The organism is Methanovulcanius yangii, assembly GCF_018687785.1.
In the GTDB taxonomy this organism is placed as follows: Archaea; Halobacteriota; Methanomicrobia; order Methanomicrobiales; family Methanomicrobiaceae; genus Methanovulcanius; species Methanovulcanius yangii.
In genome coordinates, this window is record NZ_LTBL01000001.1 from 1,719,908 (window position 1) to 1,742,679 (window position 22,772).

At 61.4% G+C, this 22,772-nt stretch carries 16 protein-coding genes; 12 read left to right on the forward strand and 4 right to left on the reverse strand.

The window, feature by feature from the left end:
• Positions 1-67: 67 nt before the first annotated feature.
• The 4 genes from AZH53_RS08700 to AZH53_RS08715 all read right to left on the reverse strand — a co-directional run bounded on the left by AZH53_RS08700 (position 68) and on the right by AZH53_RS08715 (position 5,640).
• Entirely contained in the window at positions 68-1,258 is a 1,191-nt protein-coding gene (locus AZH53_RS08700; RefSeq protein ID WP_319643123.1) for a DMT family transporter, read from the reverse strand.
• 39 nt (positions 1,259-1,297) lie between these two features.
• Positions 1,298-1,936 carry a histidine kinase dimerization/phosphoacceptor domain -containing protein gene (locus tag AZH53_RS08705; RefSeq protein ID WP_319643124.1) on the reverse strand — a complete coding sequence of 213 codons (639 nt, stop codon included), beginning with the start codon at positions 1,934-1,936 and terminating at the stop codon, positions 1,298-1,300.
• A 104-nt stretch (positions 1,937-2,040) separates the two neighbouring features.
• Positions 2,041-3,975 (reverse strand): HAMP domain-containing sensor histidine kinase, encoded by a 1,935-nt coding sequence (locus tag AZH53_RS08710; protein ID WP_319643125.1) that lies wholly within the window; start codon positions 3,973-3,975, stop codon positions 2,041-2,043.
• A 174-nt stretch (positions 3,976-4,149) separates the two neighbouring features.
• Positions 4,150-5,640: a sodium-dependent transporter gene (locus AZH53_RS08715; RefSeq protein WP_319643126.1), complete on the reverse strand. Its 1,491-nt coding sequence runs from the start codon at positions 5,638-5,640 to the stop codon at positions 4,150-4,152.
• Between the two features lie 582 nt (positions 5,641-6,222).
• On the opposite strand from AZH53_RS08715, the gene AZH53_RS08720 reads away from it, so the two are divergent.
• The 12 genes from AZH53_RS08720 to AZH53_RS08775 all read left to right on the forward strand — a co-directional run bounded on the left by AZH53_RS08720 (position 6,223) and on the right by AZH53_RS08775 (position 22,747).
• On the forward strand, positions 6,223-7,578 hold the full coding sequence (locus AZH53_RS08720; RefSeq protein WP_319643127.1) for a TrpB-like pyridoxal phosphate-dependent enzyme: 1,356 nt from the start codon (positions 6,223-6,225) through the stop codon (positions 7,576-7,578).
• 4 nt (positions 7,579-7,582) lie between these two features.
• The gene (locus AZH53_RS08725) at positions 7,583-8,674 is read left to right on the forward strand and encodes an ATP-NAD kinase family protein (protein WP_319643128.1); all 1,092 of its coding nucleotides are present in this window, start codon (positions 7,583-7,585) and stop codon (positions 8,672-8,674) included.
• A 45-nt stretch (positions 8,675-8,719) separates the two neighbouring features.
• Positions 8,720-9,223, forward strand: coding sequence for a hypothetical protein (locus tag AZH53_RS08730; protein WP_319643129.1), 504 nt, complete (start codon positions 8,720-8,722; stop codon positions 9,221-9,223).
• Positions 9,220-9,825 carry a hypothetical protein gene (locus AZH53_RS08735; protein WP_319643130.1) on the forward strand — a complete coding sequence of 202 codons (606 nt, stop codon included), beginning with the start codon at positions 9,220-9,222 and terminating at the stop codon, positions 9,823-9,825. The genes AZH53_RS08730 and AZH53_RS08735 overlap by 4 nt, the downstream gene beginning before the upstream one ends.
• A 125-nt stretch (positions 9,826-9,950) precedes the next feature.
• Positions 9,951-11,174: a methanogenesis marker 16 metalloprotein gene (locus AZH53_RS08740; protein WP_319643131.1), complete on the forward strand. Its 1,224-nt coding sequence runs from the start codon at positions 9,951-9,953 to the stop codon at positions 11,172-11,174.
• On the forward strand, positions 11,171-12,442 hold the full coding sequence (locus AZH53_RS08745; protein WP_319643132.1) for a cysteate synthase: 1,272 nt from the start codon (positions 11,171-11,173) through the stop codon (positions 12,440-12,442). The genes AZH53_RS08740 and AZH53_RS08745 overlap by 4 nt, the downstream gene beginning before the upstream one ends.
• On the forward strand, positions 12,435-13,544 hold the full coding sequence (gene comE, locus AZH53_RS08750) for a sulfopyruvate decarboxylase subunit beta (RefSeq protein ID WP_319643133.1): 1,110 nt from the start codon (positions 12,435-12,437) through the stop codon (positions 13,542-13,544). The genes AZH53_RS08745 and comE overlap by 8 nt, the downstream gene beginning before the upstream one ends.
• Before the next feature lie 71 nt (positions 13,545-13,615).
• The gene (locus AZH53_RS08755; protein WP_319643134.1) at positions 13,616-14,641 is read left to right on the forward strand and encodes a FecCD family ABC transporter permease; all 1,026 of its coding nucleotides are present in this window, start codon (positions 13,616-13,618) and stop codon (positions 14,639-14,641) included.
• On the forward strand, positions 14,638-15,885 hold the full coding sequence (locus tag AZH53_RS08760; protein ID WP_319643135.1) for an ABC transporter ATP-binding protein: 1,248 nt from the start codon (positions 14,638-14,640) through the stop codon (positions 15,883-15,885). Before AZH53_RS08755 ends, AZH53_RS08760 begins: the two co-directional genes overlap by 4 nt.
• Before the next feature lie 121 nt (positions 15,886-16,006).
• Positions 16,007-19,657, forward strand: coding sequence for an outer membrane protein assembly factor BamB family protein (locus tag AZH53_RS08765; RefSeq protein WP_319643136.1), 3,651 nt, complete (start codon positions 16,007-16,009; stop codon positions 19,655-19,657).
• A complete protein-coding gene (locus AZH53_RS08770; protein WP_319643137.1) occupies positions 19,638-21,644 on the forward strand; it encodes a helical backbone metal receptor in 2,007 nt (668 codons plus the stop codon). The genes AZH53_RS08765 and AZH53_RS08770 overlap by 20 nt, the downstream gene beginning before the upstream one ends.
• Positions 21,641-22,747: a WD40 repeat domain-containing protein gene (locus tag AZH53_RS08775; protein WP_319643138.1), complete on the forward strand. Its 1,107-nt coding sequence runs from the start codon at positions 21,641-21,643 to the stop codon at positions 22,745-22,747. Before AZH53_RS08770 ends, AZH53_RS08775 begins: the two co-directional genes overlap by 4 nt.
• Positions 22,748-22,772 lie beyond the last annotated feature (25 nt).

The following is a 22,772-nucleotide window of genomic DNA, read 5'->3' on the forward strand; positions in this document are numbered from 1 at the left end:
AATCCCGTTTTGCAGTACACCCATATACCACCCGCGGGTACGGCCGTCCGTTCCGGATTCATCGCCGTCATGGGCGTTTTCCGTGCTCATGCCGGTGATGCAGGTCCGGGACATGGGCGTGGTCATGCACCATCTCCGAGTGGACGTGCCGGTGGGCGTGATAGTCCCACCGGTCGACGGGCGGGGTCTCCGGGTCGTGAATATGCCCCGCCTCCTCCAGGTGGTGGGGATCGTCATGGCGGTGCCGGTGGTCGTGGACCAGCCGCTCGTGGCGGTGGGGATGGGAATGGGTCTCGGTGATGAGGAGCCACGCCCCTGCGATCATCGCGGCAAGCGCCATATAGAAGAACGGACCCGGCATCTCCCGGAAGATCATAAAGGAGACGATCACCCCGAAGAAGGGGTTCATCGAGAAGAAGGCGGCCGAACGCGATGCGCCGAGGGAGCGAAGCGCGATCAGAAAACAGATCGTCATCAGCCCGCCGAAGCCCATCAGCCCGACGCCCATCGCGGCAAGGGCAAGCTCAGGCGTCGCGGGCATCGGCTGGCCTAGGAGGACCGCAAGGACGAGCATGATCATCCCTGCGGAGAGCCCCTTTACCGAGACGTACCGGACGGGGTCCTTGCCCGAAAAGTGGCGTGAGAGATTGGTATCGAGACCCCAGCAGAAGGTGGCTGCAATCACGCCGAGGGCACCGAGCGATATCCCGAAGGCGCCCTCGGGGTCGTAGGCAAGGAGCACGCAGGCGGCGGTGATGAGGAACAGTGCCACCCAGACCCGTCGCCCTACGGCCTCATGGAAGAATCCTGCCGCAATAAGGGTCGTGGCGACCGCCTCGAAACCCAGCAGTAGGGAGGCGGTCGTCGCCGGGGTGTGCTGGAGGGAAACCATGAGGACGATCGTTGCAATCACCGCACCCGTCAAAATCGAGCCTGCCACATACGGTATGTCGGCCCGCTCGAGCGGCGCCTGGTGCTGGTCCCGCCGGGCAAACCGGCGGGCAAAGGCATAGTAGATGGTCAGCACGATGCCGGACCCGAGGTATACGAAGGCAGAGAGCGTCACGGGCGCCATCTCTGTCCCGAGGAGTTTTGCGAGCGGAGCGGCGGCTCCGAAGAGGAATGCCCCGGTCAGCATATAGAGGGTGGCCGTTGTCCGATCACTGATGTGCGGGATACGCATGAAAAAGACAGGGAAATATTCGACCTTCTCCACCATCAATCCGGCAGGTATGGATACAAATAATCCGCGGCTCACCTCCCCCCGAGGGTTGTTTTGCCGATGATGCCGAAAGTCTCAGGTCGGCCCGGCAGGTTTCGGGAAGGTGATCACCCTCGTCCTCCCGTCCCCCTCCTGCCGTTCGATTGTTCCCTTCAGCCGGTAGTGAACGATATGATCGGCGACGATCGTCCCGATTGTGGTCTCCTCCTCACCGCCCCGCATGTCAGACCCGCCAAACCCGCTGTCGGCGATCGTTATGGTATACCGGTGCTCGTCCTCCCGGACGGTAAGGGTGATGCTCCCCTCCGCCATCCCGTCGAGGGAACGGAGGACCGATTCGCGGATCAGCTCGCTGACCGCAAGTGCAAGGGGAACCGCCGATGCTGCGGGGATCTTCACCGCCCCCGCATCCACCGCCGTGGTGATCCACGTTCGCGTGCAGTGTGTCAGGCGGGTTGACTTCACGAGTTTCTCCATCAGCCGTCGGGCGCTGACCATGCCGCCCGTTCCGGCCTCATAGGCCGTCCCATGGGCGAGTGCCATGCTCCGAATCAGGCCGCGAACCTGACGCAGGGCCACAAGACCCTCCGCATCCTCAAGAGCCGTCATCCGCATGTCGATGAGGCTTGCTATCAGCCGCAGATCACCGGCCATCTCCCTGTGCATGAGCAGCCTCGGCTCTTCCGGCGATCTGCCATCCCCTGACGTCATCATCCGTCACTTGGCGTCCCTCCATCATAAAGAGGACGTCCGGTCTTCGTCAGGCGGCAGATCACATGAGAGGGGGACGATAAATGGAAAAATATACGGCCTGCCGCTCAGGGATCAACATCCCTGCGCCAGGCCCCGGCGGGTACCACCAGGTCGAACCGGGCGCCTTCGCCCGGGGTTCCGGTCTCGGCGATGGTGATCCCGGTGATGTTCAGGACTTCCCGTACCAAAAAGAGGCCGAAACCGGTGTTTTCCCCGATGCCCTTCTCGAAGATCCTCTCCTTGTCCTCTGCAGCGACTCCCCGTCCGTCGTCCAGGATGGCGATCTTCAGTGCCCCACCCTCGATCGGCACGGCTTCGACACGAATGCGGGAGACCGACCCCCCATGGCGTATCGCATTTTCAAACAGGTTGTAGAAGACCTGTTCGAACATCCGGTCGGCGAGGACTGCATACTCGCCCCCCCTGATGTCGAAGGAGATTGTCTGATTCATGAGTGTGACGACGGCCTTCGTCGCCGTATCGGCCACATTCTGCCAAATAGCCTCTCTCTGGCCCATTTTGTGATAATCGGCGGAGAAATGGAGCTGCCGTTCGATCTTTGTCAGGGCCTCCTCGACATGGGCGAGTGATGGGGCAAGGTGGGCCGTTGCCTCCTCGTCCCCGGCGATCCCGTCGCGAATCATCTCGACGTACATCTGCACAATGGCCAGCTGGTTGATGATGTCGTGGCGGGTCAGACTTCCCAAAAGGCTGATGCGGGAGTTTGCCTCCAGAAGAGCGGCTTCGATTCTTCTGCGTTCGGCCAGTTCGATGTCGAGTGCATCGGAGGTGTCCTGAATCTGGCGGATATCCGCCTTGAGCCGGGCCACCATCGCACGGATGGAGGTCTCCAGGCGCTCGAGCTCTCTTCCCTCCGTCTCGCGTATCGGGTGGTCGAGGTCGCCCAGAGCGATCGCATCGACATCCTCGGCAATCATTCGAACCGGGCGGGCTATCCTGCGGGAGATGAAGTAGGCGACGGAACCTGCGAAGAGGAGGGAGAGGGCGGCGAGCATCCCGTACCTGACGAGGAGTGCGGTTGTCGAGACGTTATATTCGGTGAGAGAATAGGCAACGACCGCGACGACGGCAAGCTCATCGGAGGATACGACATGGGCGTCGTTTTCGATATAGATAAAATGAAGGAGGAGGTCCCTGTCGGGGATGGAGATCTCGCGGACTGTTCTCTCCTCGAAGGTGGCCTCGACCTCCGCCAGCAGGGCCGAGAGATTTGCATATCCGATATTCCTGACCCATGTCGTTGTATCCGCCTCGGAGACGCCGATGGCATCGCCGGTGATGTCAAAGATTACGATGCGGTCGACGGCGTCGTTTACTTCCCTGATTGTGGTTGCGGCCTCGGTGTAGGAGAAGTACTCACTTCGCGGTTCGAAGAAGAGGTCGTTTGCAATCCCCGCCTCAAGGATGTACTGGTGATCGGAGGTCGGAAGGTAGGCAAATTTCTGGATGAGGCCGGGATTGTTGAGCCCCGGAAGCCATGCATCGGAGGCGAAGCTCTCTCCTTCCCTGATTGCATCAAGACGGCGGCTGAACCCCTCGTACGGGGAAAAGTCCGTGCCGAGTTCGAGTGGTTGGGTGGCAGCGATGATCACATTCTCCGACGAGATGATATAGAGATTGAGATCGCCGTCGATGGAAGGGGCGAGCCGGTCCCGGATTCCATAAATATCCACTGCTGCCGGATCACCCCCTGCTGTTTCGTACTGGTCCCTGAATTCGGTGAGGATCTCATTCATCTGCACGTCATAGTAGGAATCAAAGACGGCGAGTCCCTTGCCCACCAGACTCACCGAACTGTACAGCGCCGTCTCTGTCTGCACCATATCCTCGGAGAATTCGGAATCCAGCTGCTTTTGTGCGCCATACCAGGCCGTGCCGCAGGCTATGCTGATGAATATGATGAAGGCAACGATGATTGCCCCCATCATTATCGTCTCGATGGATCTCGCCTCAATTCCCTGCTTTGAACCGGATGTCATGGGTGGATGACGGCACTTCCGGTCAGGAAGGCGCTGTCATAAGGATTGAATTCTTCCTGATAGGGCTTTTATATTTCCATTTTTCTGTGAAGAGCAATTTTAAATTAATTTAATTTGAAAAAATGAACGAATCAAGTTATAAATCCATTAAAAGAGAAAAAAAAGGTTTTTTCATCATTCTTCTTCGGCACGACGCCCCTGCATTACCTTGGCAAGGACAACAGCGGCGATGGGAGCGAGGATGACGACGATCACGAAACCTATGGCCAGGGCTGTAAAGTCGTAGCCGCCATAGGCGCTGGTTATCTCGGAATAGACGTTGAGCACGAGCAGGATGCCGAGAACGAGGGGAATGACCACCTTCAGGATGATATCATACCATCCCTTCAGGGCCCACTCCGAAAACCGGTTGAGGTAGTCCCGAAGGTTTACCGGACCGAGGATATACCCGACCGCAAGCACTTCCAGGATACCCACGATGAGAAGGAGGAAGGTGTTGATGTAGTGGTCGATGATATCGAGCCAGTAGAGGCCGGCACCGGTCGCAAAGAAGATCCCGATGACAAAGAAGATCACGGAGAGAATGGCGATGATCGTACTGCGTTTCAGGTGGGGGCGTTCGTCGAAGATCGGGGTGGATACGGCCTCGGTAAGCGAGAAGGCCGAGTCGACGCCGAGGGTGACGAGCATCAGGAAGAAGAGGACGCCCATCACCTGTGGAAGAACCGGGAAGAGCGAGATTGCCGCCGGATAGACGATGAATGCCAGCCCGATACCGGAGGTGACGACCTCGGAGACCGGGACGCCGCTCTCAAAGGCAAGAAAGCCCAGCGTGGTAAAGACCGCAAGGCCCGCAAAGACCGAGGTGAAACAGTTGGCAAGACAGATGATGATGCCTGACTTGGTGATGTCCACCTTCTCGGGGAGATACGATGCATAAGCAATCATGATACCCATCGCAAGCGAGAGGGTGTAGAAGATCTGCCCGAATGCCGCGATCCAGACGTCCGGGTCCAGGAGTTTTCCAAAGTCCGGTGTCAGATAATAGGCGACGCCGTCCATCGCACCCGGCAGGGTGAACCCGTTTGCGACGAAGAGGATGATCAGGATCCACGGGACGGTAACGGTCACGAGAACCATCTTCTCGACAGAACGAACGCCCTTGAAGAGACTGAAATAGATCCAGAGCCAGACGATACCCAGCCCGAAGACGATGATCCAGTTGATGGCCCCGAAGGTGAAGGGACCGTCGGTGATCTGCAGGAAGTCATTGAAGAAGAATGCCTCGGGGTTCCCTGCGAAGTCAAGGTTTACCGAGAAGAAGGCGTAGTCCACCGCCCATCCGATGATGACGGCGTAGTAAAGGACGATGAGCAACGCCGCAATCGAGGCGAGCCAGCCGATCCATTCCTTGTTCTTCCCTATCAGATCCCTGAACGCCTGCGGCGGCCCTGCCTTTGATTTGCTGCCCATACCCAGTTCGAGGAGCATCAGGGGAATACCGGCGATAAAGAGAGCGATAAAATATGGGATAAGAAATGCCCCGCCGCCGTTTTCATATGCGACATACGGAAACCTCCAGATGTTTCCGAATCCGATTGCAGACCCGATGGCTGCAAGTATGAAGAGTTTTGATGAACTCCAGTGTTCAGTTCGTACTGCCATACCAACACACCAATAATAATTTTTTTACAAAAAATTGTCTGCATAGATATGCTTAAATGATGTCTATACGGGCTCCGTGTCGTGGTGGATGAAAAAGGATGTCATATGTCCGTTTTTTTCCTGGAATGACGATGATACCGGAAGGAAAAGGTTCTCCCGGCTGTTCCTTTGCTTTTTACCCCCTTTCGCCATCAGGGAGGATGTAAAGAAGCAATTTCATTTCGTTGTGGTTTTTGCTCATATGGCGGGCATCGATCCCACAAGTGATGGCTGTATGCGTTGTTCATCCCCGAATCCCCTGATTAATGAAATATGGCGGTTCGAAAGCGGGTTCCCAATACAAAGGTTTTATATAATGAAAGACCACTTCTACTTAATTCTGGTTGGGACACTTCCCCCCAGAATGGTACCAATTCTTGCAGATTGGGGATGCCGTTTCCCCCCAACGGCATCCTAATGATGGTTGTCTCCGAGCGAAGCCGTTCTTCGTACCCGGCGCGATTCATGGTCTCCTGAGCATGCGCCCCAAAAATTTACCTGTTCAATAATGTATAAATATGTTCATTGCACAACATATGTGACATGAGAACGAAGATCCTCCTCGACGAGAATGATCTGCCGCGGAAGTGGTATAACATCCAGGCAGACCTTCCACGGCCACTGGATCCTGCCTACAACCCGCAGACCGGACAGCCGATCGGGCCGGAGGACCTCGCTCCGATCTTTGCAAAGGAACTGATCAGACAGGAGGTCTCCACCGATCGCTACATCACCATTCCTGACGAGGTACGGGACATCCTGACGCTCTGGAGGCCCTCCCCCCTGTACCGGGCGCACCGCCTCGAGGCGGCGCTCGGGACACCGGCGAAGATCTACTACAAGTACGAGGGGGTCTCACCGCCCGGCTCGCACAAGCCGAATACCGCGATCGCCCAGGCTTACTACAACATGAAGGACGGCATCGAGCGTATCGCGACCGAGACGGGTGCGGGGCAGTGGGGTTCCTCCCTGGCGTTTGCGACCCAGCTCTTCGGGCTGGACTGCACCGTCTACATGGTCCGGGGCTCGTACGACCAGAAGCCGTACCGCAAGATGATGATGCAGTGCTGGGGCGCCGAGTGCATCCCGTCGCCCTCGCCCCTGACGAACGCGGGAAGGGCAATCCTTGAAAAGGACCCGGAGACCTCGGGCTCCCTGGGAATTGCGATATCAGAAGCGGTTGAGGACGCCGCCGGCAAATCCACCACCAACTACTCTCTCGGCTCGGTCCTCAACCACGTCTGTCTTCACCAGTCCGTCATCGGTCTCGAGACAAAGGAGCAGCTTGCCATGGATGAAGCAGAGGCGGACATTGTCATCGGCTGTGCCGGCGGAGGATCGAACTTCGCCGGCCTTGCCTTCCCGTTCGTGAAGGACAAGCTCGACGGCAAATCTCCCGACCTCGAGATCATCGCCACCGAACCCACCGCATGTCCGACACTGACGAAGGGGCTCTACGCGTATGATTACGGGGACGTTGCGGGGTACACGCCCATCATGCGGATGTTCACCCTCGGCCACGGGTTCATTCCGCCTTCGATTCACGCAGGCGGCCTGCGCTACCACGGCATGGCTCCGCTCGTCTCGCTCCTGCACCAGGAAGGGGTCATCGGGTCACGGGCCTACCACCAGAACGAGGTCTTCGAGGCGGCCGTCCGGTTCGCCCGGACGGAGGGCATCATCGTCGCCCCGGAGGCGGCACATGCGGTCAGGACGGTCATCGACTGCGCAAACGAGTGCACGAAGACCGGCGAGGAGAAGACGATCGTCTTCAACTGCTCCGGCCACGGTCACTTCGACCTGACCTCGTATGAGGCCTACTTTGCAGGCGCACTCCCTGACTATGAGTATCCCGCAGACCTTATTGCCGAGTCGCTCAAAGACCTCCCCAGGGTCTGAAGCGATGAAGATAGGCTTTCTGGTCAACCCCGTAGCGGGAATGGGCGGGGCCGTCGGCCTGAAGGGGACCGACGGGCAGTATGACAGGGCGGTCGCGCTCGGGGCACGGCCGGTCGCCCCTGCAAAGGCACGGGCGTTCTGCGCCGCCCTGGGCGCGGTCCCGCATACCTTCTGCACCGCGGCAGGGGAGATGGGGGAGGACACTCTCCGCTCGGCGGGGTATGACTGCGAGACGGTCTATCGTCCGGCGGGCGAGCCGACGATGCCGGCTGACACCATCGCCGCCTGTACGGCCTGCATCGCCGCAGGGGCCGGGCTCATACTCTTCTGCGGCGGGGACGGAACCGCCCGCGATATCTTCTCCGTCTGCGGCCATGACATTCCCCTGCTGGGAATTCCCGCCGGAGTTAAGATGTACTCCGGCGTCTTTGCCACCACGCCTGCCGCCGCTGCGCAGATCATCCGGCGCCTCGGGGAGACGTCCTGCACCGACGCCGAGGTGCTGGACGTCGATGAGGAGGCATACCGCCACAATACCCTTGCAACGACGGTGTACGGTATCGCGGCGACACCGGCGCTTCCCGACCTGCGGCAGGCCGCGAAATGGGCCTCCGATGGTTCTTCGGATACACGAAATCAGGAGGAGATCGCCCGGTTCATCGTGGAGATCATGCGGCCCGGTACCCTGTATTTTCTTGGTGCGGGGTCGACGACCGCCGCGGTCACGGCCCTCCTCGGCCTCGAAGGGACACTTCTGGGCGTTGATGCGGTCTGTGACGGAAGGCTGGTGGGGCGGGACCTGAACGAGGCGGGAATCCTTACCCTGCTTGAGACCAACCCTGTGGCAAAGATCGTGGTCTCCCCCATCGGGGCCCAGGGGTTCGTCCTCGGGCGGGGCAATCAGCAGTTCTCCCCCGCAGTGATCCATCGGGCGGGAGTGGAAAACCTGATTGTGATAGCAACCCCCGCAAAACTCTCGCGAACCCCGTCTCTGTATATCGACACCGGAGATCCCGACCTGAACGCGGCGTTCGGGACTTCCGTTGCAGTGATCAGCGGCTATGCAATGGCACAGCGCATCCCCCTGAAAATCTGAATCCGGCGAGCACATATTTATACCACCCCCCAACCACTATTTTTCATGGATGAATCTGGGTTGAAGACCGCTCTTTCCTATATCCCGTTTATCGTCCTTGCCCTCTGCCTCATCTGGGGAGCCTGGCTCTGGTACACAGGGGGCGACCCGCTCCTCTTCAGTGATGATCCTGCCTCCGGGGTAGTGGTTGTCACCGGTGATCTCACCGGGCCCTCGGGAGCGCTGGTGCTGCATGGAGTGACGATGGATGAATCCGGAATGGTGATCATGACCGCCTCTGTCATGAACTCCCTCGATGTCCCGGTGACGATTGCCGCTGCGACGGCCCGTCCGGTGGATATCCATGGCGGAACAGAACTGATGCTTGCCGCCCCGGTCACCGTGCCGCCCGGCGGCGCGGCGGACCTGCACCTTGCGGGACCGGCGAACGATGCGAATGCTCCCTCCGTATACAGCAGTCAGGTCTCCGTTCCGGTGACGGTCACCTATGCGGTCGGGGGAATCGAGGTAGATATCGAGACGGTTGCCGTCCGGGAGTCGGCATTATGACAGAACAGGAAGGAAAGTGGAACCTCCGCGATATCAATATTCCGGGAATTATAGGAGGTGTTCTCATCTTCACCCTCCCCTTCATGGGTGCCTGGTGGCAGGTCCGGTTTGGGACATCGGCCTTTGCGCTGGACCTCTCGCCCTTTGCAGTCGCGACATCGCAGTACGGGACCCCGATTGCATCCCCGGTCCTCAGCGTGGTCAGTCTTGCCTTCATGATCCTCATCCTCTACTTCGCAGCCCTCCTGGTGGCAGGGGCGATGCTGCGGGCGAACCCCCGGTATCGCACCCTCTCGGACTGGCTGGTCCGGTGGTCTGCGCGAAAGCCCGTCTATCTCATCATCTTCTTCGTCCTCTCGCTCGTCGTCACCAGCCTTGCGATGGACTACACGCTTGCGCAGTCCGGCATCGCAATCGATCTGCCCATACTCATCGGCGAGGCGACGGGCACCATCAGCGTCAGCGGCCTTGCAGTCAGGATTCCGGCGACGATGATACTGACGACGGCCTTCTGGTATGCGGTCGGCGTTGCGATCGTCGCGGCCCTTGCCGAGCCGTACCAGTTCCGGCGGCCCCGGGATGAGCCCGGAAAGGACGAATAAATACTTCATTTTTATCCTTTTTTTCAGGAAGCGGGCCTGCCGACCTGCCTCTCATCATGGATTTTGTATCCCCCGTCTGCCGGGAAACCGGGAGATATACATATGAGGTTGAAGGATATCAGGATATGAAAACCCGGGAAGAGCTGCAGGCCCGCCTCGCACGGGGCGAGGCGGAGGTCTGGACCGCGATGGAATTCAAAACCCGCATTCGTGAGGGGGATGTCCCGGGGGTGGATGAGGTTGATGTCGTCACCTGTGCAACCTTCGGGGTGATGTCCGGGACGGCGGCGGTGATGTGCGTGCCGGTCACGAAACCCGGCGTCTTCGAGCGGGCGGAGGCCGTCACCATGGAAGGGGTGCCCTGTTATCCGGGTCCCTGTCCCAACGAGCGCCTCGGCCTCGTCGACCTTATGGTCTACGGGACCGCGAAGGCGTCGCCGCGGTATGGCGGGGGGCATCTCCTGCGGGATCTTGCCGACGGCAAGGAAGTGGAGGTGATCGTCGAGTCCGGCGGGAAGACCTACGAGCATATGACCCATATCGATGAGATCCCCTTTGCCCGGGTGATCACCACCCGGAGTGCCTTCAAAAACTATGCGGCATTCGTGAACCGCGGGCGTGAGGCCATCGATACGATATTTTCCGTAACCCCACTCGCCGGCGAAACCTCGCAGGCCACCGTCTCCGGGTGCGGGGAGATAAATCCCCTTGCAAACGATCCATATCTGACGCACATCCGACCCGGCACACCGCTGATGCTCAACGGCTCTGCGGGATATGTGATGGGCGAGGGGACACGCTCAAGTCCGGAAAAACCGAATATTGCGGCATTTGCCGATCTTGCCGGGATGGTCAGCGAGTTCATGGGTGGGTTTGTGACCTCCGCAGGCCCCGAATGCCTCACCTCGGTAGCCGTGCCGCTGCCCGTCCTTGACGATGCGGACATTGCCCGGCTCTCAATCCTCGACGAAGGATGCCTCCTGCCGGTGAGCGACATTGAAACCCGGACCCCCCTTGCGGAGACGACGTACGCCGATATCTGGCAGGGGACCGAGACGGCGGTGACGGTGCGTCCGGAACAGTGCCTCTTCTGTGGAACCTGCACCGCCGCGGAGGCATGTCCGACCCGGGCGATCATGATGGGAGGCGGTATCATGCATGCCCGGTGCGTCGCCTGCGGGACCTGTGTTTCCGCCTGTCCGAACGGCGTTTATTCGATGGAGATGGGGACGGTCCCTGTGGAGGGCGGCCGCGTGCCGGTGGCGCTTCGCCAGTCCGACCGGAACCGTGCAGAACGCATCTGTGCGTACCTGAAGGAGGAGATCCTTGCCGGGGTGTTTACACCATGAACCAGAAGTACCTCCTCCGCTGCCCCTCCTGCGGGATGTATATCCCCGACCGGTACACAAACACCTGCCCGGCCGGCTGCCCCGGCCTTATCCGGGCGGAGTACGCCGCCCGGTGCATCACCCCCCACCTTTTCCCGGGGATCTTTCGGTATGCCGACTGGCTGCCGGTGGTAGGTACGCTCCCCACCCATGCGGGGCCGCTCACCTACCGGTCGGAGGGCCTTGCCCGCGAGGCGGGCCTCGCAAATCTCTGGATCTGCTTCAACGGGTACTGGCCGGAGAAGAGGGCCCTGATTCGCACCTGTTCATTCAAGGAGCTCGAGGCATGGCCGACGATGCTGCGCCTGCAGGAGAAGGGTGCCGGCATCATGCAGGTCTCCTCGGCGGGGAACACGGGGCGGGCCTTCGCCGAGGTTTCGGCGCAGTGCAGCTATCCGCTCGTTCTCTCGGTGCCGGTCCGGGGGCTCGACCGTATCTGGACGACGCGCCCCGCGGAGCAGGTCTTCCTCGTCGCGGTGGAAGGGGATTATACCGATGCCATCACCTTCGGCAACGCGCTCTGCACCCTCCCCGGCCTTGTGCCGGAAGGCGGAGCAAAAAATCCCGCCCGGCGTGACGGCATGGGAACCGTCCTCCTCGACGGGACGCTCACCTGCGGGCGGCTTCCCGACTGGTATGTGCAGGCCGTCGGGAGCGGCACCGGGGGCATCGCCGCCTGGGAGATGGCCGAACGCCTCCGCGGGGACGGACGCTGGGGAGAGAGGCTTCCCCGGCTTCTCCTCTCGCAGAATATTCCCTTCACCCCGATGGCGGACGCCTGGCGGGACGGCAGGCGGGACCTGACCCCCGCGGATTTCGAAGACGCAAAGTTGCGTATCGCGGAGGTCTGGGCCGATGTGCTGACGAACCGGAAACCCCCCTACGGTATCCCGGGGGGGCTTCGAGAGGCGCTTCTTGCAACGAACGGCGTCATGGATGCCGTCACCAACGCGGAGGCGCACGCGGCGGCCCGCCTCTTTGAGGAGGCTGAGGGGTGTGACCTCGACCCCGCGGCGGCCGTTGCGACCGCCTCGCTCCTGCGCAGCGCCGAAGAGGGAATAATCGGGCCGGATGAGACGGTCCTCCTCAACATCACCGGCGGGGGGTATCAACGGGTAAAGGAGGACTACACCCTCCGGAGGGTCCGGCCTGCCTGCACGGTGGCCGCCGGTGCCGGAGCGGCGTCAGTGGAGGAACAGATGGTGGAGTGGGTGAAGGATCATGCATGAAGAAGCGCTGATTGCCGCGGTTCGGCGGGCGGGTGCGGAGGTGATGGCGACCCTCCCCTGCGACCGGACAAAGGATCTCTGCACCCTCATCCCGCGCCATTTCCGGGAGATCTCCCTCCTCCGGGAGGAGGACGGCGTAGGCCTCTGTGCCGGCCTTGCCCTAGCGGGCAGGCGCCCCGTGATGCACATCCAGTCCTCGGGGCTCGGGAACATGCTCAATGCCATCCTCACCCTTCCCTCCCTCTACCGGCTCCCGCTCCCTGTGCTTGCGTCCTGGCGCGGCGTCTGGCGGGAGAAGATCGAGGCGCAGGTTCCGTTCAACAGCCGTCTTCCCGCCATCCTCGCGGCAGCGGGGATCGCCTGCACCGAGATTCACACACCCGACGACATCGCGCTTGCGGGGGAGGTTGTCGCCGACGCCTATGAAGCGGGGCGGCCGCATGTGGCCCTCATATCCCCCGCGGTCTGGGAGGGTGGGCCGTGTGAGACGGAGGCGGCGGCCTTTCCCCGGCGGGAACGTGAGATCGTCTGCAAGCTGCACCGGATCATCCGCCCGCCCGGCATGCGGCGGTACGATGCCATCGCCGCCGTCGCCCCCCATCTCGGGGATGCCCTCGCGGTGGCAAACCTCGGCGTCCCCTCCAAGGAGCTCTATGCCATCCGCGACCGCCCGGAGAACTTCTACATGCTCGGCAGCTATACGCAGGCGACGCCCATCGGCTTTGGCTGCGCCCTCGGGCAGGACCGTGACGTGGTCGTCTTCGACGGGGACGGCAGCCTCCTCGGGACGGCAATTCTCCCCGTCATAGCGGCGGAGGCCCCGGCAAACCTGACGATCATCGCTCTCGACAATGGCGCCTTCGGGTCCACGGGAAGCCAGATGACGCATGCATGGAGGGGTGCGGATCTCGAACTGATCGCACGCGGTGCCGGGTTCACCTCCACTACAAAGGTGCAGACGGCGGACGAGCTGGTGGCGGCGTATACGGCAGAGGAGAAAGGCCCGCGGTTCATTCATGTCGTCATCGCGCCGGGCAATGCGGATGTCCCGAATATCCCGCTCTCCGCGCTCGAAATACGGGAACGCTTCTGTGGGAACTGAAGGGCGGGCGGTATGCCACTGAACTTTTTTTAAAACAAACCTATTTTATTTCTCGCCGGAAACTGTACTGCATGCTTTCCGGAACGGGGAGGAGAACCGGTGTTGTCGCGCTGGTGCTCGTCTGTGCAGCCCTTCTGTCTCTGGTCCTTGCGCTTAGCATCGGCCCGACGACGATCCCCGTCTCCTCCTTCCTTCCTTCGGATGTTTTCGGGGCCGTTTCGGCACTCCTCTCCGGCGGGGATGCGGCCCCCTTCTTTCCGGATGAAACCGCCGGACTTATCGTCTACTCCGTCCGTCTTCCCCGCGTCCTTGCCGCGTTTCTTGTCGGGGCCGGTCTTGCAGCCGCCGGAACAGCGATGCAGGGACTCTTCAGAAACTCGATGGCCGACCCGTATATCATCGGCACTTCCTCGGGGGCCGCTCTGGGAGCGGCGGTTGCGATTGTGTTCCTTGGCGGGTTGTTTCTCCCCGTATTTGCCTTTGTGGGTGCGACCGCGGCGACATTCCTCGTCTACGCCCTTGCGACGAGAAACGGACGGGCGCCGGTGGAGACGCTTCTTCTCACCGGGGTGGCCCTCTCCATGTTCTTCTCCGCCATCCTCTCCTTTCTCATGTACTCGGCGGGAAAGAGCCTCCACCAGATCATCTACTGGATGATGGGAGGGTTCTGGACCGTAGGGTGGGGGGATATCTCCCTTGCCGTGGTGATTGTGGCGGGGGGGATCATCCTCATCGCGTACGCAAAGGACCTCAATATACTCTCCCTCGGCGAGGAGGACGCCGTCCACCTCGGGGTGAATGTTGAGTCGTTCAAACGCATCCTCCTCTTCGTCTCTTCGTTTATCACCGGCATCGCCGTCGCCATTGCCGGGTCCATCGGGTTTATCGGCCTCATCACCCCCCACGTGATGCGGCTCATTGTAGGTCCCGATCACCGCATCCTCTTTCCGACCGCGATGGTGGCAGGCGGCATCTTCCTCCTCTGGGCCGACACGGTCACCCGGACGTTTATGGGGGACATGCCGGTCGGCGTCATCACCGCCTTCGTGGGTGCTCCGTTTTTCATCTTCCTCCTGCGCGGGAGGTCGAGAGTATGATACGGGCCGACCGTCTTGCTGCGGGCTACGGGGCCGAGGAGATCATCCGCGACATCTCCCTCGATGCCGCAGAGGGGGAGTTCATCGGGATCATCGGACCCAACGGTTCAGGGAAGACGACGCTCATCAAGGCGATGAGCAGGGTGCTTGCCGCACGGAGCGGGTCGATCATGATCGAAGGGCAGCTCCTGGAGGAATTCGGATCAAAGGAGCTCGCCCGGACGCTCGGGGTCGTCCCGCAGGAGACGGCGGTGAACTTCTCCTACACGGTCAGAGACATCGTGATGATGGGCAGGTTCCCCCACCAGACCCGGTTCTCCCGGGAGGGGCCGGAGGACTACCGTGTGATGGAGGAGGCGATGGCGCTCACCGGCATCGCCCATCTGGCCGACCGTCCGGTCACGGAGATCTCCGGGGGCGAGCGCCAGCGGGTGATCATCGCACGTGCACTCGCCCAGCAGCCCCGTTTCCTTCTTCTCGACGAGGCGACGGCTCATCTCGACATCAATCACCAGGTGGAGATTCTCTCGATCATCCGCGGACTGGGGGGAGGGGTGACGAAGATAGGGGTCTTCCATGACCTGAACCTCGCCTCCGCCTACTGCGACCGGATCATCCTCATGGCGGGCGGCGAAGTCCGGGCCGTCGGCACCCCCGCGGCGGTCCTCACCCGGGAGAACCTGCGAAACCACTACGGTATCGACGCCCTCATCCAGACCCACCCGGTGACCGGCCGCCCGATGGTCCTCCCGCTCGAGGGAGCGGACCGGTCTTCCTCCCCGGGTTCCGATATCTCCGCGGCACCACGACGACGGATTCATCTGGTCTGCGGCGGCGGTTCGGGGGGAGGGCTCATGTACCGGTTCATCGGCGCGGGGTGCGAGGTGACGACCGGCATCCTCTGCGACGGCGACTCGGATGTCGCCACGGCTGCCGCCCTCGGCATCGACGTGCTCTGCATTCCCCCCTTCTCGCCGATAGGACCTGCCGAGACGGCCGCGCTCAGGGAGATGGTGGCGAGGGCCGATGTGGCGGTCGTCACCGCGATGCCGGTCGGGCCCGGAAATATCGCCAATTTTGAGGTGCTCTGCGATCAGGAGACGACCCCGGTGGTGATGTACATGCCGGAGGGCGGGGAGTTCACCGATTATACCGACGGGAGACTCGACGACGTCCTCAGGTGCATTGAAGAGAAGGGAGCGGTGCGGGTTGCACTGCCTGAGCGGATCCTCTCTTCATTGTGATTCAGGTGAGGTTTTCGTGAGTGTTCATCCGCCACTCTCTCATAACATCAGAAAAAATGATATAATTTAAATTATCTGGAGTTAACCAGATCTCACACAATATCCAAGTGAGGTTGGGTTAATGAAAAATAATATTATTTTATACGGTGTTGTTCTTCTTCTTGCCGCGGCTCTCCTGATGGCCCCGGCATCGGCGTTCAATTACACGGGGAATGTCACCCTGACGCAGGGCATGACCTTCTCTGTGGATGGCGGACTTCACACCGAGTCGAACACCTCGTCCCTCGGTGCACTCGATGTCTTTTCACAGACCTATGACAACGGGACGGGTTTTGATTATGTTGTGACCTATGACCCTTCAATGGGAGCGTTTATCGATGCAATCGGAGGCGTTTCGACCGCTCCGGGCTGGACGGAGTACTGGAATTTCTATGTCAACGGCAATGCGAGCGACGTCGGAGCCTCCACCTATGAATGTGCTGCGGGTGATGTGCTCGTCTTCGCATACGGGCCGTGGGGGACCAACGAGTCGACCGCGTCCGATGTGGTGAACATCACGGTCAGGGATATCAATCCCTTCCCGGGCTGGACGGGCGGCGTAACGATGGTGAGGGGAACGGCACTTGACATCGACGGCCACCGCGAGTCGAACACGACGGCCTTTGCGGCATTCCACGAGGCCTCCCTGTGCGGCAACTTCTCCTATGAATACTCGTATTATGACGGGGCCGGGTTCTTTGCCGGTCCGGTGGGTGATGTGGAAGCGACTGCCGGGTACGCGAAATACTGGCAGTTCTGGTACAACGGGGCGTACTCGATGACCGGCATGTCCGGGGTGCAGGTGGAGACAGGCGATGTCGTCGAACTCCTCTACGGCCCGGACGGGATGGCGCACGGTGATGCGGAATATGCCGTCTCCATCACCATCGACGACATGCTCGCCTTTCCGGGATGGGAGGGGACGGTCGCCCTCGACAACTCGACTTTCCTCTTCTCCCCCTCGGAAAACCCCTCTGCGGAGTACCTCGTCAACAATGATACGGGCCTCGGGGCCCTGATCCAGGCGTCGGAGGCCGGATTCCTTGATTTCTATGCCAGTGATTCTGGATATGCTACCTACGGGACCTTCTCGCTCACTGGCATTGCCCATACCAACCAGACCGCGGGGTGGGAGTATTACTGGGCAATATACATCAACGATGTCTTGGCCCCGATGGGCCTCGGCGGCAACAGGGTCGAAGCCGGTGATGTTGTCCGTTTCACTTATACCGAATGGGCAACCGGCAGCGACCTTGTCCACGTGAATATCACGGTCGGCGATGTTGCCGGAACGGCGTCTTCGGCCGGACCGGCAGAGGGCACCGGGCCGAATACCGCCACCATCCGCTGGCAGGCGGAGGTGGCCGAGTCGCCGGACGGATCACCCCTCCTCTATGACGGAAAGGTCTACATCGCAACCTGGCCCGATATGTTCTTCTCCGAGGCAGACCAGGAGATGTACCTCTACTGCTATGACGCGGGCACGGGGGCTCTTGCCTGGAAGAACACGCTCGCCGACGGGTACGGATCGGTCGCCTCCCTTGCCGTCGGCGCCGGTAAAATATTTGCCCGGGGAACGAATGGCGTCCTCTATGCCGTCGATGCCGGTTCCGGTACGACGGTATGGAGTTCTCCGCTCGACGACGCCGCAGCGGTCATTCCGTGGTCACAGGTGAACGCCGGTCCGTGTGTATGGAACGACCGCCTCTTCGTCCTCTCCACACTGAACGGCACGATGAACGTCTTCACTCTCGACGGGGCCCTGATGTATCAACAGGAGACCGGCGGGGCCATCGAGTATTTCACCACTCCGGTCGGCAACAGTGATACGGTCTACTTCGCCGGCAACGGGACGCACACGCTCTATGCCATCGATGACCTTACCTACCAGGAGCGCTGGAACATCACGACCACGGAGCTCATCCGGTCCTCCCCCGTATGTGGGGCCGGGATAGTCTACTTCTCCACCTATGATTCGCTCGTCGCGGTCAGTGCCGTGGATGGCTCCTCCGTCTGGTCGGTGCCGATCGGTGGCACGACAGGGACCCCTGCCCTCCGGGACGGACATCTCTATGTGGGAGAGACCGATGGTCTCCACTGCTACGATGCCGCCACCGGCGCCGAAGCATGGCACTATGCCGCCGGGAAGGTGAGTGTTTCGCCTGCAACAGACACGGACAACGTCTACTTTGCGACGAGCGACGCAGCAGGCACTGTCTATGCCCTCGATGGAGGGACGGGCGACGAGGTATGGCACTACACGCAGACCGCTCCCGATGACGGGAACTGGGCGTCGTTCTACTCCTCCTCCCCCGCAACGGCCGATGGCCGCCTGTATATCGGCGGTGAATATTACAACACCGTCTACTGCTTCGGGCCTGCCCTGCCCGGTGTGCCCACCGGTGGTGATGACGGTGACGACGACGGCCCCGCCCCTGTGCCGGTACCCGTTCCCACCGTGCCGCTGACGAAACTGACCCTCACTCCCGGCACCTTTTCCGTGGAAGGCGCAAGCGGGAAGACCTACAACGTAAGTGCCACCACCGCACTCGGTGTCCTCCATGCGGCCGGACTCTCCTTCGGGGTCGATGACGATTTCTACACCGAATATGGCTCGCTCTTCGTCGATGAGATTGGCGGTCTGGCAAACAGCGGATCGTCTGGGTGGATGTATACGGTAAACGGCGCCAGTCCGGGCACCGGTGCAAATACGTACACCCTCACAACCGGGGACGAGGTGATCTGGTACTGGAGCGAGTCGATGTCCAGCACCCCGGCCGAGTCGGACCATGTCTACGGGTATGCGGTGACGGTTACCGCCACCACCGGCATGACGGGGGACGGCGACGGAACGGATGACGGCACCGGCGATAGCCCTACGATGACCACCTCGTCAGTCGGGCGGATCAGCACGATCGGCCTGCCCGAAGGGGCCTCTCTCACCATCGACCAGAACCGGATGATGCTGAGCATCGACATGGCGGCGGCCAGAGCAGCGGGTGAGAACGTGATGATGGACAAAAACACCCTGATCATCACGAGAGGCGATGCCGTACTCTCCATCCGGTTCATTGACTTCAAAGAGATCCGCGGCATCACCTCCGGTCCGATCGAATCAATAACAGTCAGGACGATGCCCATAGATAATGAATTGCCGGGTGCAGGGGAGGTCCTGGTATCGGTGGGTGCAGAGCTCTACTCCGTGCCGTTCGGTGCCCGGATTCTCACCTCCGTCAGCACCGGCCCGTCCCTTGCGGAGACCCGGGAAATGCTTGACGGCCTCGCGGGTGCACCATACCCGGCGGCCGTCGCGTATGCCATTGATGTGGATACCATGAACCTTGTCAACGGCGAGGATATCGGCACGGCATCAATGATGATTGTGATGGATGCGGCGTGGGTGAACGACCACGGAGGAGCTAAGAGCCTTCGCATCGTACATATCGGAAACGATGGGAATGTCGAGGTCATCGTTCCCACGGTCAGATTCGAAGGCACCACTGTCTCCATCGAAGCCGATTCCCCGGCGGGCTTCTCCTCCTTCGTGCTCATTGCGGCAGGGGAGCCTCCGGCAGGAAATGTCCTGTCCGATGCAGAGCAGACGCCTGAATCGACATCTGCCGGGGAGAACACCGAACCGGCACAGACCCCGTTCCCTGCGCTTGCCGGCCTTGCCGGTGCAGGATTGGCTCTCTCATGGTGGAGTGGAAGATATGGTAGCAAAAAGAACTAATTTCATCTTTTTTTCGATAGTGCTGCTCTGCAGCATCGCGTGCACCGCAGGAGTGGGAGCGTACCCGCTTTCGCCCGGTGATTCGCAGATGGAATCGGCCCTCGCCTACATGCAGTCCTGCCAGCGGGACGACGGCGGGTTCGGCGAAGACGGACGGGAGACGAGCCCTGCGACCTCGACGTGGGTGATCATGGCCATCGTCGCCGCCGGCGAGGATCCGGATACCTGGACGAAAAACGGCGTCTCGGCGATTGATTACCTTCATGCGGTTGCCGCCCCGGAGACCGTCGCCATCGACGGCACGGCCGAGACCGCGAAGATGATCCTCACCATCCTTGCGGTCGGGGAAGACCCGTACACCTTTGAGGGAACCGACTTCGTTGCTTCTCTCAAGGCGAAGCAGGAGCCGTCGGGCTCGTTCGGGGACCACATCTATACGACGAACTGGGCGGTCATGGCGCTTGCGGCTGCAGGAGAGGACACCTCCGCGGCGACGACATGGCTCACCTCCCGGCAGAATGCTGACGGCGGGTTCGGGTGGACGCCCGGCGCCGAGAGCGACTGCGACGACACCGCCTCGGCGGTCGAGGCCCTGATTGCGGCCGGAACGCCCCGGTCGGCGCCCGTGATCACGAATGCGGTCGGGTTCTTCCGTGATGTCCAGTGCGCAAACGGCGGCTTCAATTACGGCGGTTCGAGTGCGGCAAACACCGCCTCGGACGCCTGGGTGATACAGGCCCTCGTTGCGGCAGGCGAGAACCCGGCCACATGGACGAAAGAGGGGGCAACCCCCGTCTCCCACCTTCTTTCGGCCCAGGCGGGAGAGGGGTATTTCAAGTGGACCCCGGTCCTGACGGACAACCCCTGCCGGATGACGGCCTCCGCCGTCCCCGCCCTCCTCGGGCACCCGTATCCCGTTCTGCCGGGCGCTGGTATGTCAGCGGCGTCAACCGGCAGTGCAATATCTCCGGCGGCGACCGGAGCGGCAGTGAATCTCTCCTCGCCGTCGCCGGTCCCAACCTCCGCGGTGCCGGCCGGCGGGCCCGTCACGGTGACCGATGACTTCGGCAGGACCGTCACCGTCCAGGGCGTTCCGCAGCGGATCGTCTCTCTTGCTCCGTCGAACACCGAGATCGTCTATGCCGTCGGTGCGGGCGATCGCGTCGTCGGGGTGACCGACTACTGCAACTACCCGGCGGCAACGGCGGATGTCGAGAAGGTCGGCGGGTACAGCAGCGTCAACATCGAGAAGGTGGTTGCTGCACAGCCCGACCTCGTCCTCGCGGCGCTCGGCAATAGCGAGGAGGTCGTCAACTACATCGAGGGTCTGGGCCTCACCGTCGTCTCCCTCAACCCCGCCTCCATACAGGGTGTCGTCGATGATGTCCGGCTCGTCGGCACCGTGACCGGGAATGCACAGGAGGCAGAAGCCATCGCATCTTCCATGGAGGCGAGGATTGCGGCAGTACGAACGAAGGCGGCTGCTGCCTCCAGCGAGCCCACCGTCGCCCACGTCGTCTGGTATGACCCCATCTGGGTGAGCGGGTCGGAAACCTTCCAGGACGAGATGTTCGAGATCGCCCATGCAAAGAATGCCTTCCCGAACGTCGAGGGATGGCAGGTCGTCGGGCTTGAGGACTTCATCACGACCAACCCCGACATCATCCTCGTCAACTCGGGCAGCGGTATGGGGGACGGCGGATATGATCTCATCTATTCGTATATGATGGAGGAACCACGGCTCCAGGGGGTCACCGCCATCCGTGAAGGCCGGGTGTATATCGCCGAGTCGGACATGATCGACCGTGGCGGCCCGCGGATCGTCGATGCCCTCGAAGAGGTCGCGGCCGACATCCATCCGGAAATATTCGGTGCCGCCTCGACACCGACGCCCGAGACGACACAGTCACCGCTGCCGCTCGCCGGCGCCCTCGGCGGGTGTATCGCCATGGGCATCCTTGGTCTCCGGGGAAGAGGGAGGGCATGAAGGCGGCCTCTCTGCTCGTAATCTCCCTCCTCCTGCTCGTCCTCTGGGCACCGGTCGCCGCAGCGGCCGACGGTCCCCTCTGGACGCATACGATCGGGGGAACGGGTGTCCGTTCGGTTGCCATCTCCGGCGACGGAACGACGGTCAGTGCGGCAGGGGAGGACGGTTTGGTCGTCCTCTCCGCCGACGGAGTGGTGCAGTGGAGCTCTCCGGTGCGGATGTATGATGTGGCGCTCCCCGACGGCGCCGAACCGGTCCTTGCCGGCGGTTTCGACATCCAGGTATACGACGCCGACGGGACGGAGTATGGGGGCAGAAAAGTCTTCAATGTGATCCGGAGCATCGCGGTGTCACCTGACGGGACAACCTATGTCGCATCGACCGATGGGTCGACCGTCGTCGAGGGCAGTCTCACGGAGGATACCGCGACCGAGAGGGAAACGGGCGAGGATTACTTTGCGGTATCGCTCGTTCCCGGGACGGAGTATCTCGCCGCCGGTACCGAGAGTGGTTCGGTGATTCTCACCTCCCGCGGCGGGGGAGCCGCCTTCTGGGAGTACCGGGCATCACCAAAAGCAGTGGCCGACATCGCCTCTTCCGACGGGGCCCGGACCATCGTGGCGTGTACCGGCGATGGCATGGTACACACCCTCTCCCGGACGGGGCTTCTCCTCTGGTCCGCCGCCGTCCTGCGTCCTGAAGGGGTTGCGGTAAGTCGTGACGGAGACCGTATCGCCGTCTGTGGTGCGGAGGGCTTTGCCCTCTTTGACCGGACGGGAACAGAACTGGTCTCCGTCAGCCTCCCTGCCGGATGCACGGGAATCGCCCTGAATGGCGACGCTACCATGGCTGCCGTAACAACCACCTCTGATGTCTCCCTCTATGCGCTGGATGGAAACTGCGTGGCGGAGGGAGACGTGATACCCGCCACGGGAGCAGGCGGCACTGCCGTCGAGGTGGAGCAGACGCCTCGTGCCTCTCCGGCCACACCGGAGCCGCCGGCCGGTGGAGAGGCGGCCACGCCGACCGGGCAGGCGGCTCCCGCGGCACTGGTCGCGGCAGCAGGACTGATAGGTACGACGCCTCTTCTCCGCAGAAAATAGATTGAGGAGCGGATGTCCCGTTCCC

Bases quoted from the DNA above. Each gene is read 5' to 3' on its own strand.
- AZH53_RS08705 (WP_319643124.1), bottom strand. From the start codon at position 1,936: ATGATGACGTCAGGGGATGGCAGATCGCCGGAAGAGCCGAGGCTGCTC.
- AZH53_RS08710 (WP_319643125.1), bottom strand. From the start codon at position 3,975: ATGACATCCGGTTCAAAGCAGGGAATTGAGGCGAGATCCATCGAGACG.
- AZH53_RS08715 (WP_319643126.1), bottom strand. From the start codon at position 5,640: ATGGCAGTACGAACTGAACACTGGAGTTCATCAAAACTCTTCATACTT.
- AZH53_RS08720 (WP_319643127.1), top strand. From the start codon at position 6,223: ATGAGAACGAAGATCCTCCTCGACGAGAATGATCTGCCGCGGAAGTGG.
- AZH53_RS08725 (WP_319643128.1), top strand. From the start codon at position 7,583: ATGAAGATAGGCTTTCTGGTCAACCCCGTAGCGGGAATGGGCGGGGCC.
- AZH53_RS08730 (WP_319643129.1), top strand. From the start codon at position 8,720: ATGGATGAATCTGGGTTGAAGACCGCTCTTTCCTATATCCCGTTTATC.
- AZH53_RS08735 (WP_319643130.1), top strand. From the start codon at position 9,220: ATGACAGAACAGGAAGGAAAGTGGAACCTCCGCGATATCAATATTCCG.
- AZH53_RS08740 (WP_319643131.1), top strand. From the start codon at position 9,951: ATGAAAACCCGGGAAGAGCTGCAGGCCCGCCTCGCACGGGGCGAGGCG.
- AZH53_RS08745 (WP_319643132.1), top strand. From the start codon at position 11,171: ATGAACCAGAAGTACCTCCTCCGCTGCCCCTCCTGCGGGATGTATATC.
- comE (WP_319643133.1), top strand. From the start codon at position 12,435: ATGCATGAAGAAGCGCTGATTGCCGCGGTTCGGCGGGCGGGTGCGGAG.
- AZH53_RS08755 (WP_319643134.1), top strand. From the start codon at position 13,616: ATGCTTTCCGGAACGGGGAGGAGAACCGGTGTTGTCGCGCTGGTGCTC.
- AZH53_RS08760 (WP_319643135.1), top strand. From the start codon at position 14,638: ATGATACGGGCCGACCGTCTTGCTGCGGGCTACGGGGCCGAGGAGATC.
- AZH53_RS08765 (WP_319643136.1), top strand. From the start codon at position 16,007: ATGAAAAATAATATTATTTTATACGGTGTTGTTCTTCTTCTTGCCGCG.
- AZH53_RS08770 (WP_319643137.1), top strand. From the start codon at position 19,638: ATGGTAGCAAAAAGAACTAATTTCATCTTTTTTTCGATAGTGCTGCTC.
- AZH53_RS08775 (WP_319643138.1), top strand. From the start codon at position 21,641: ATGAAGGCGGCCTCTCTGCTCGTAATCTCCCTCCTCCTGCTCGTCCTC.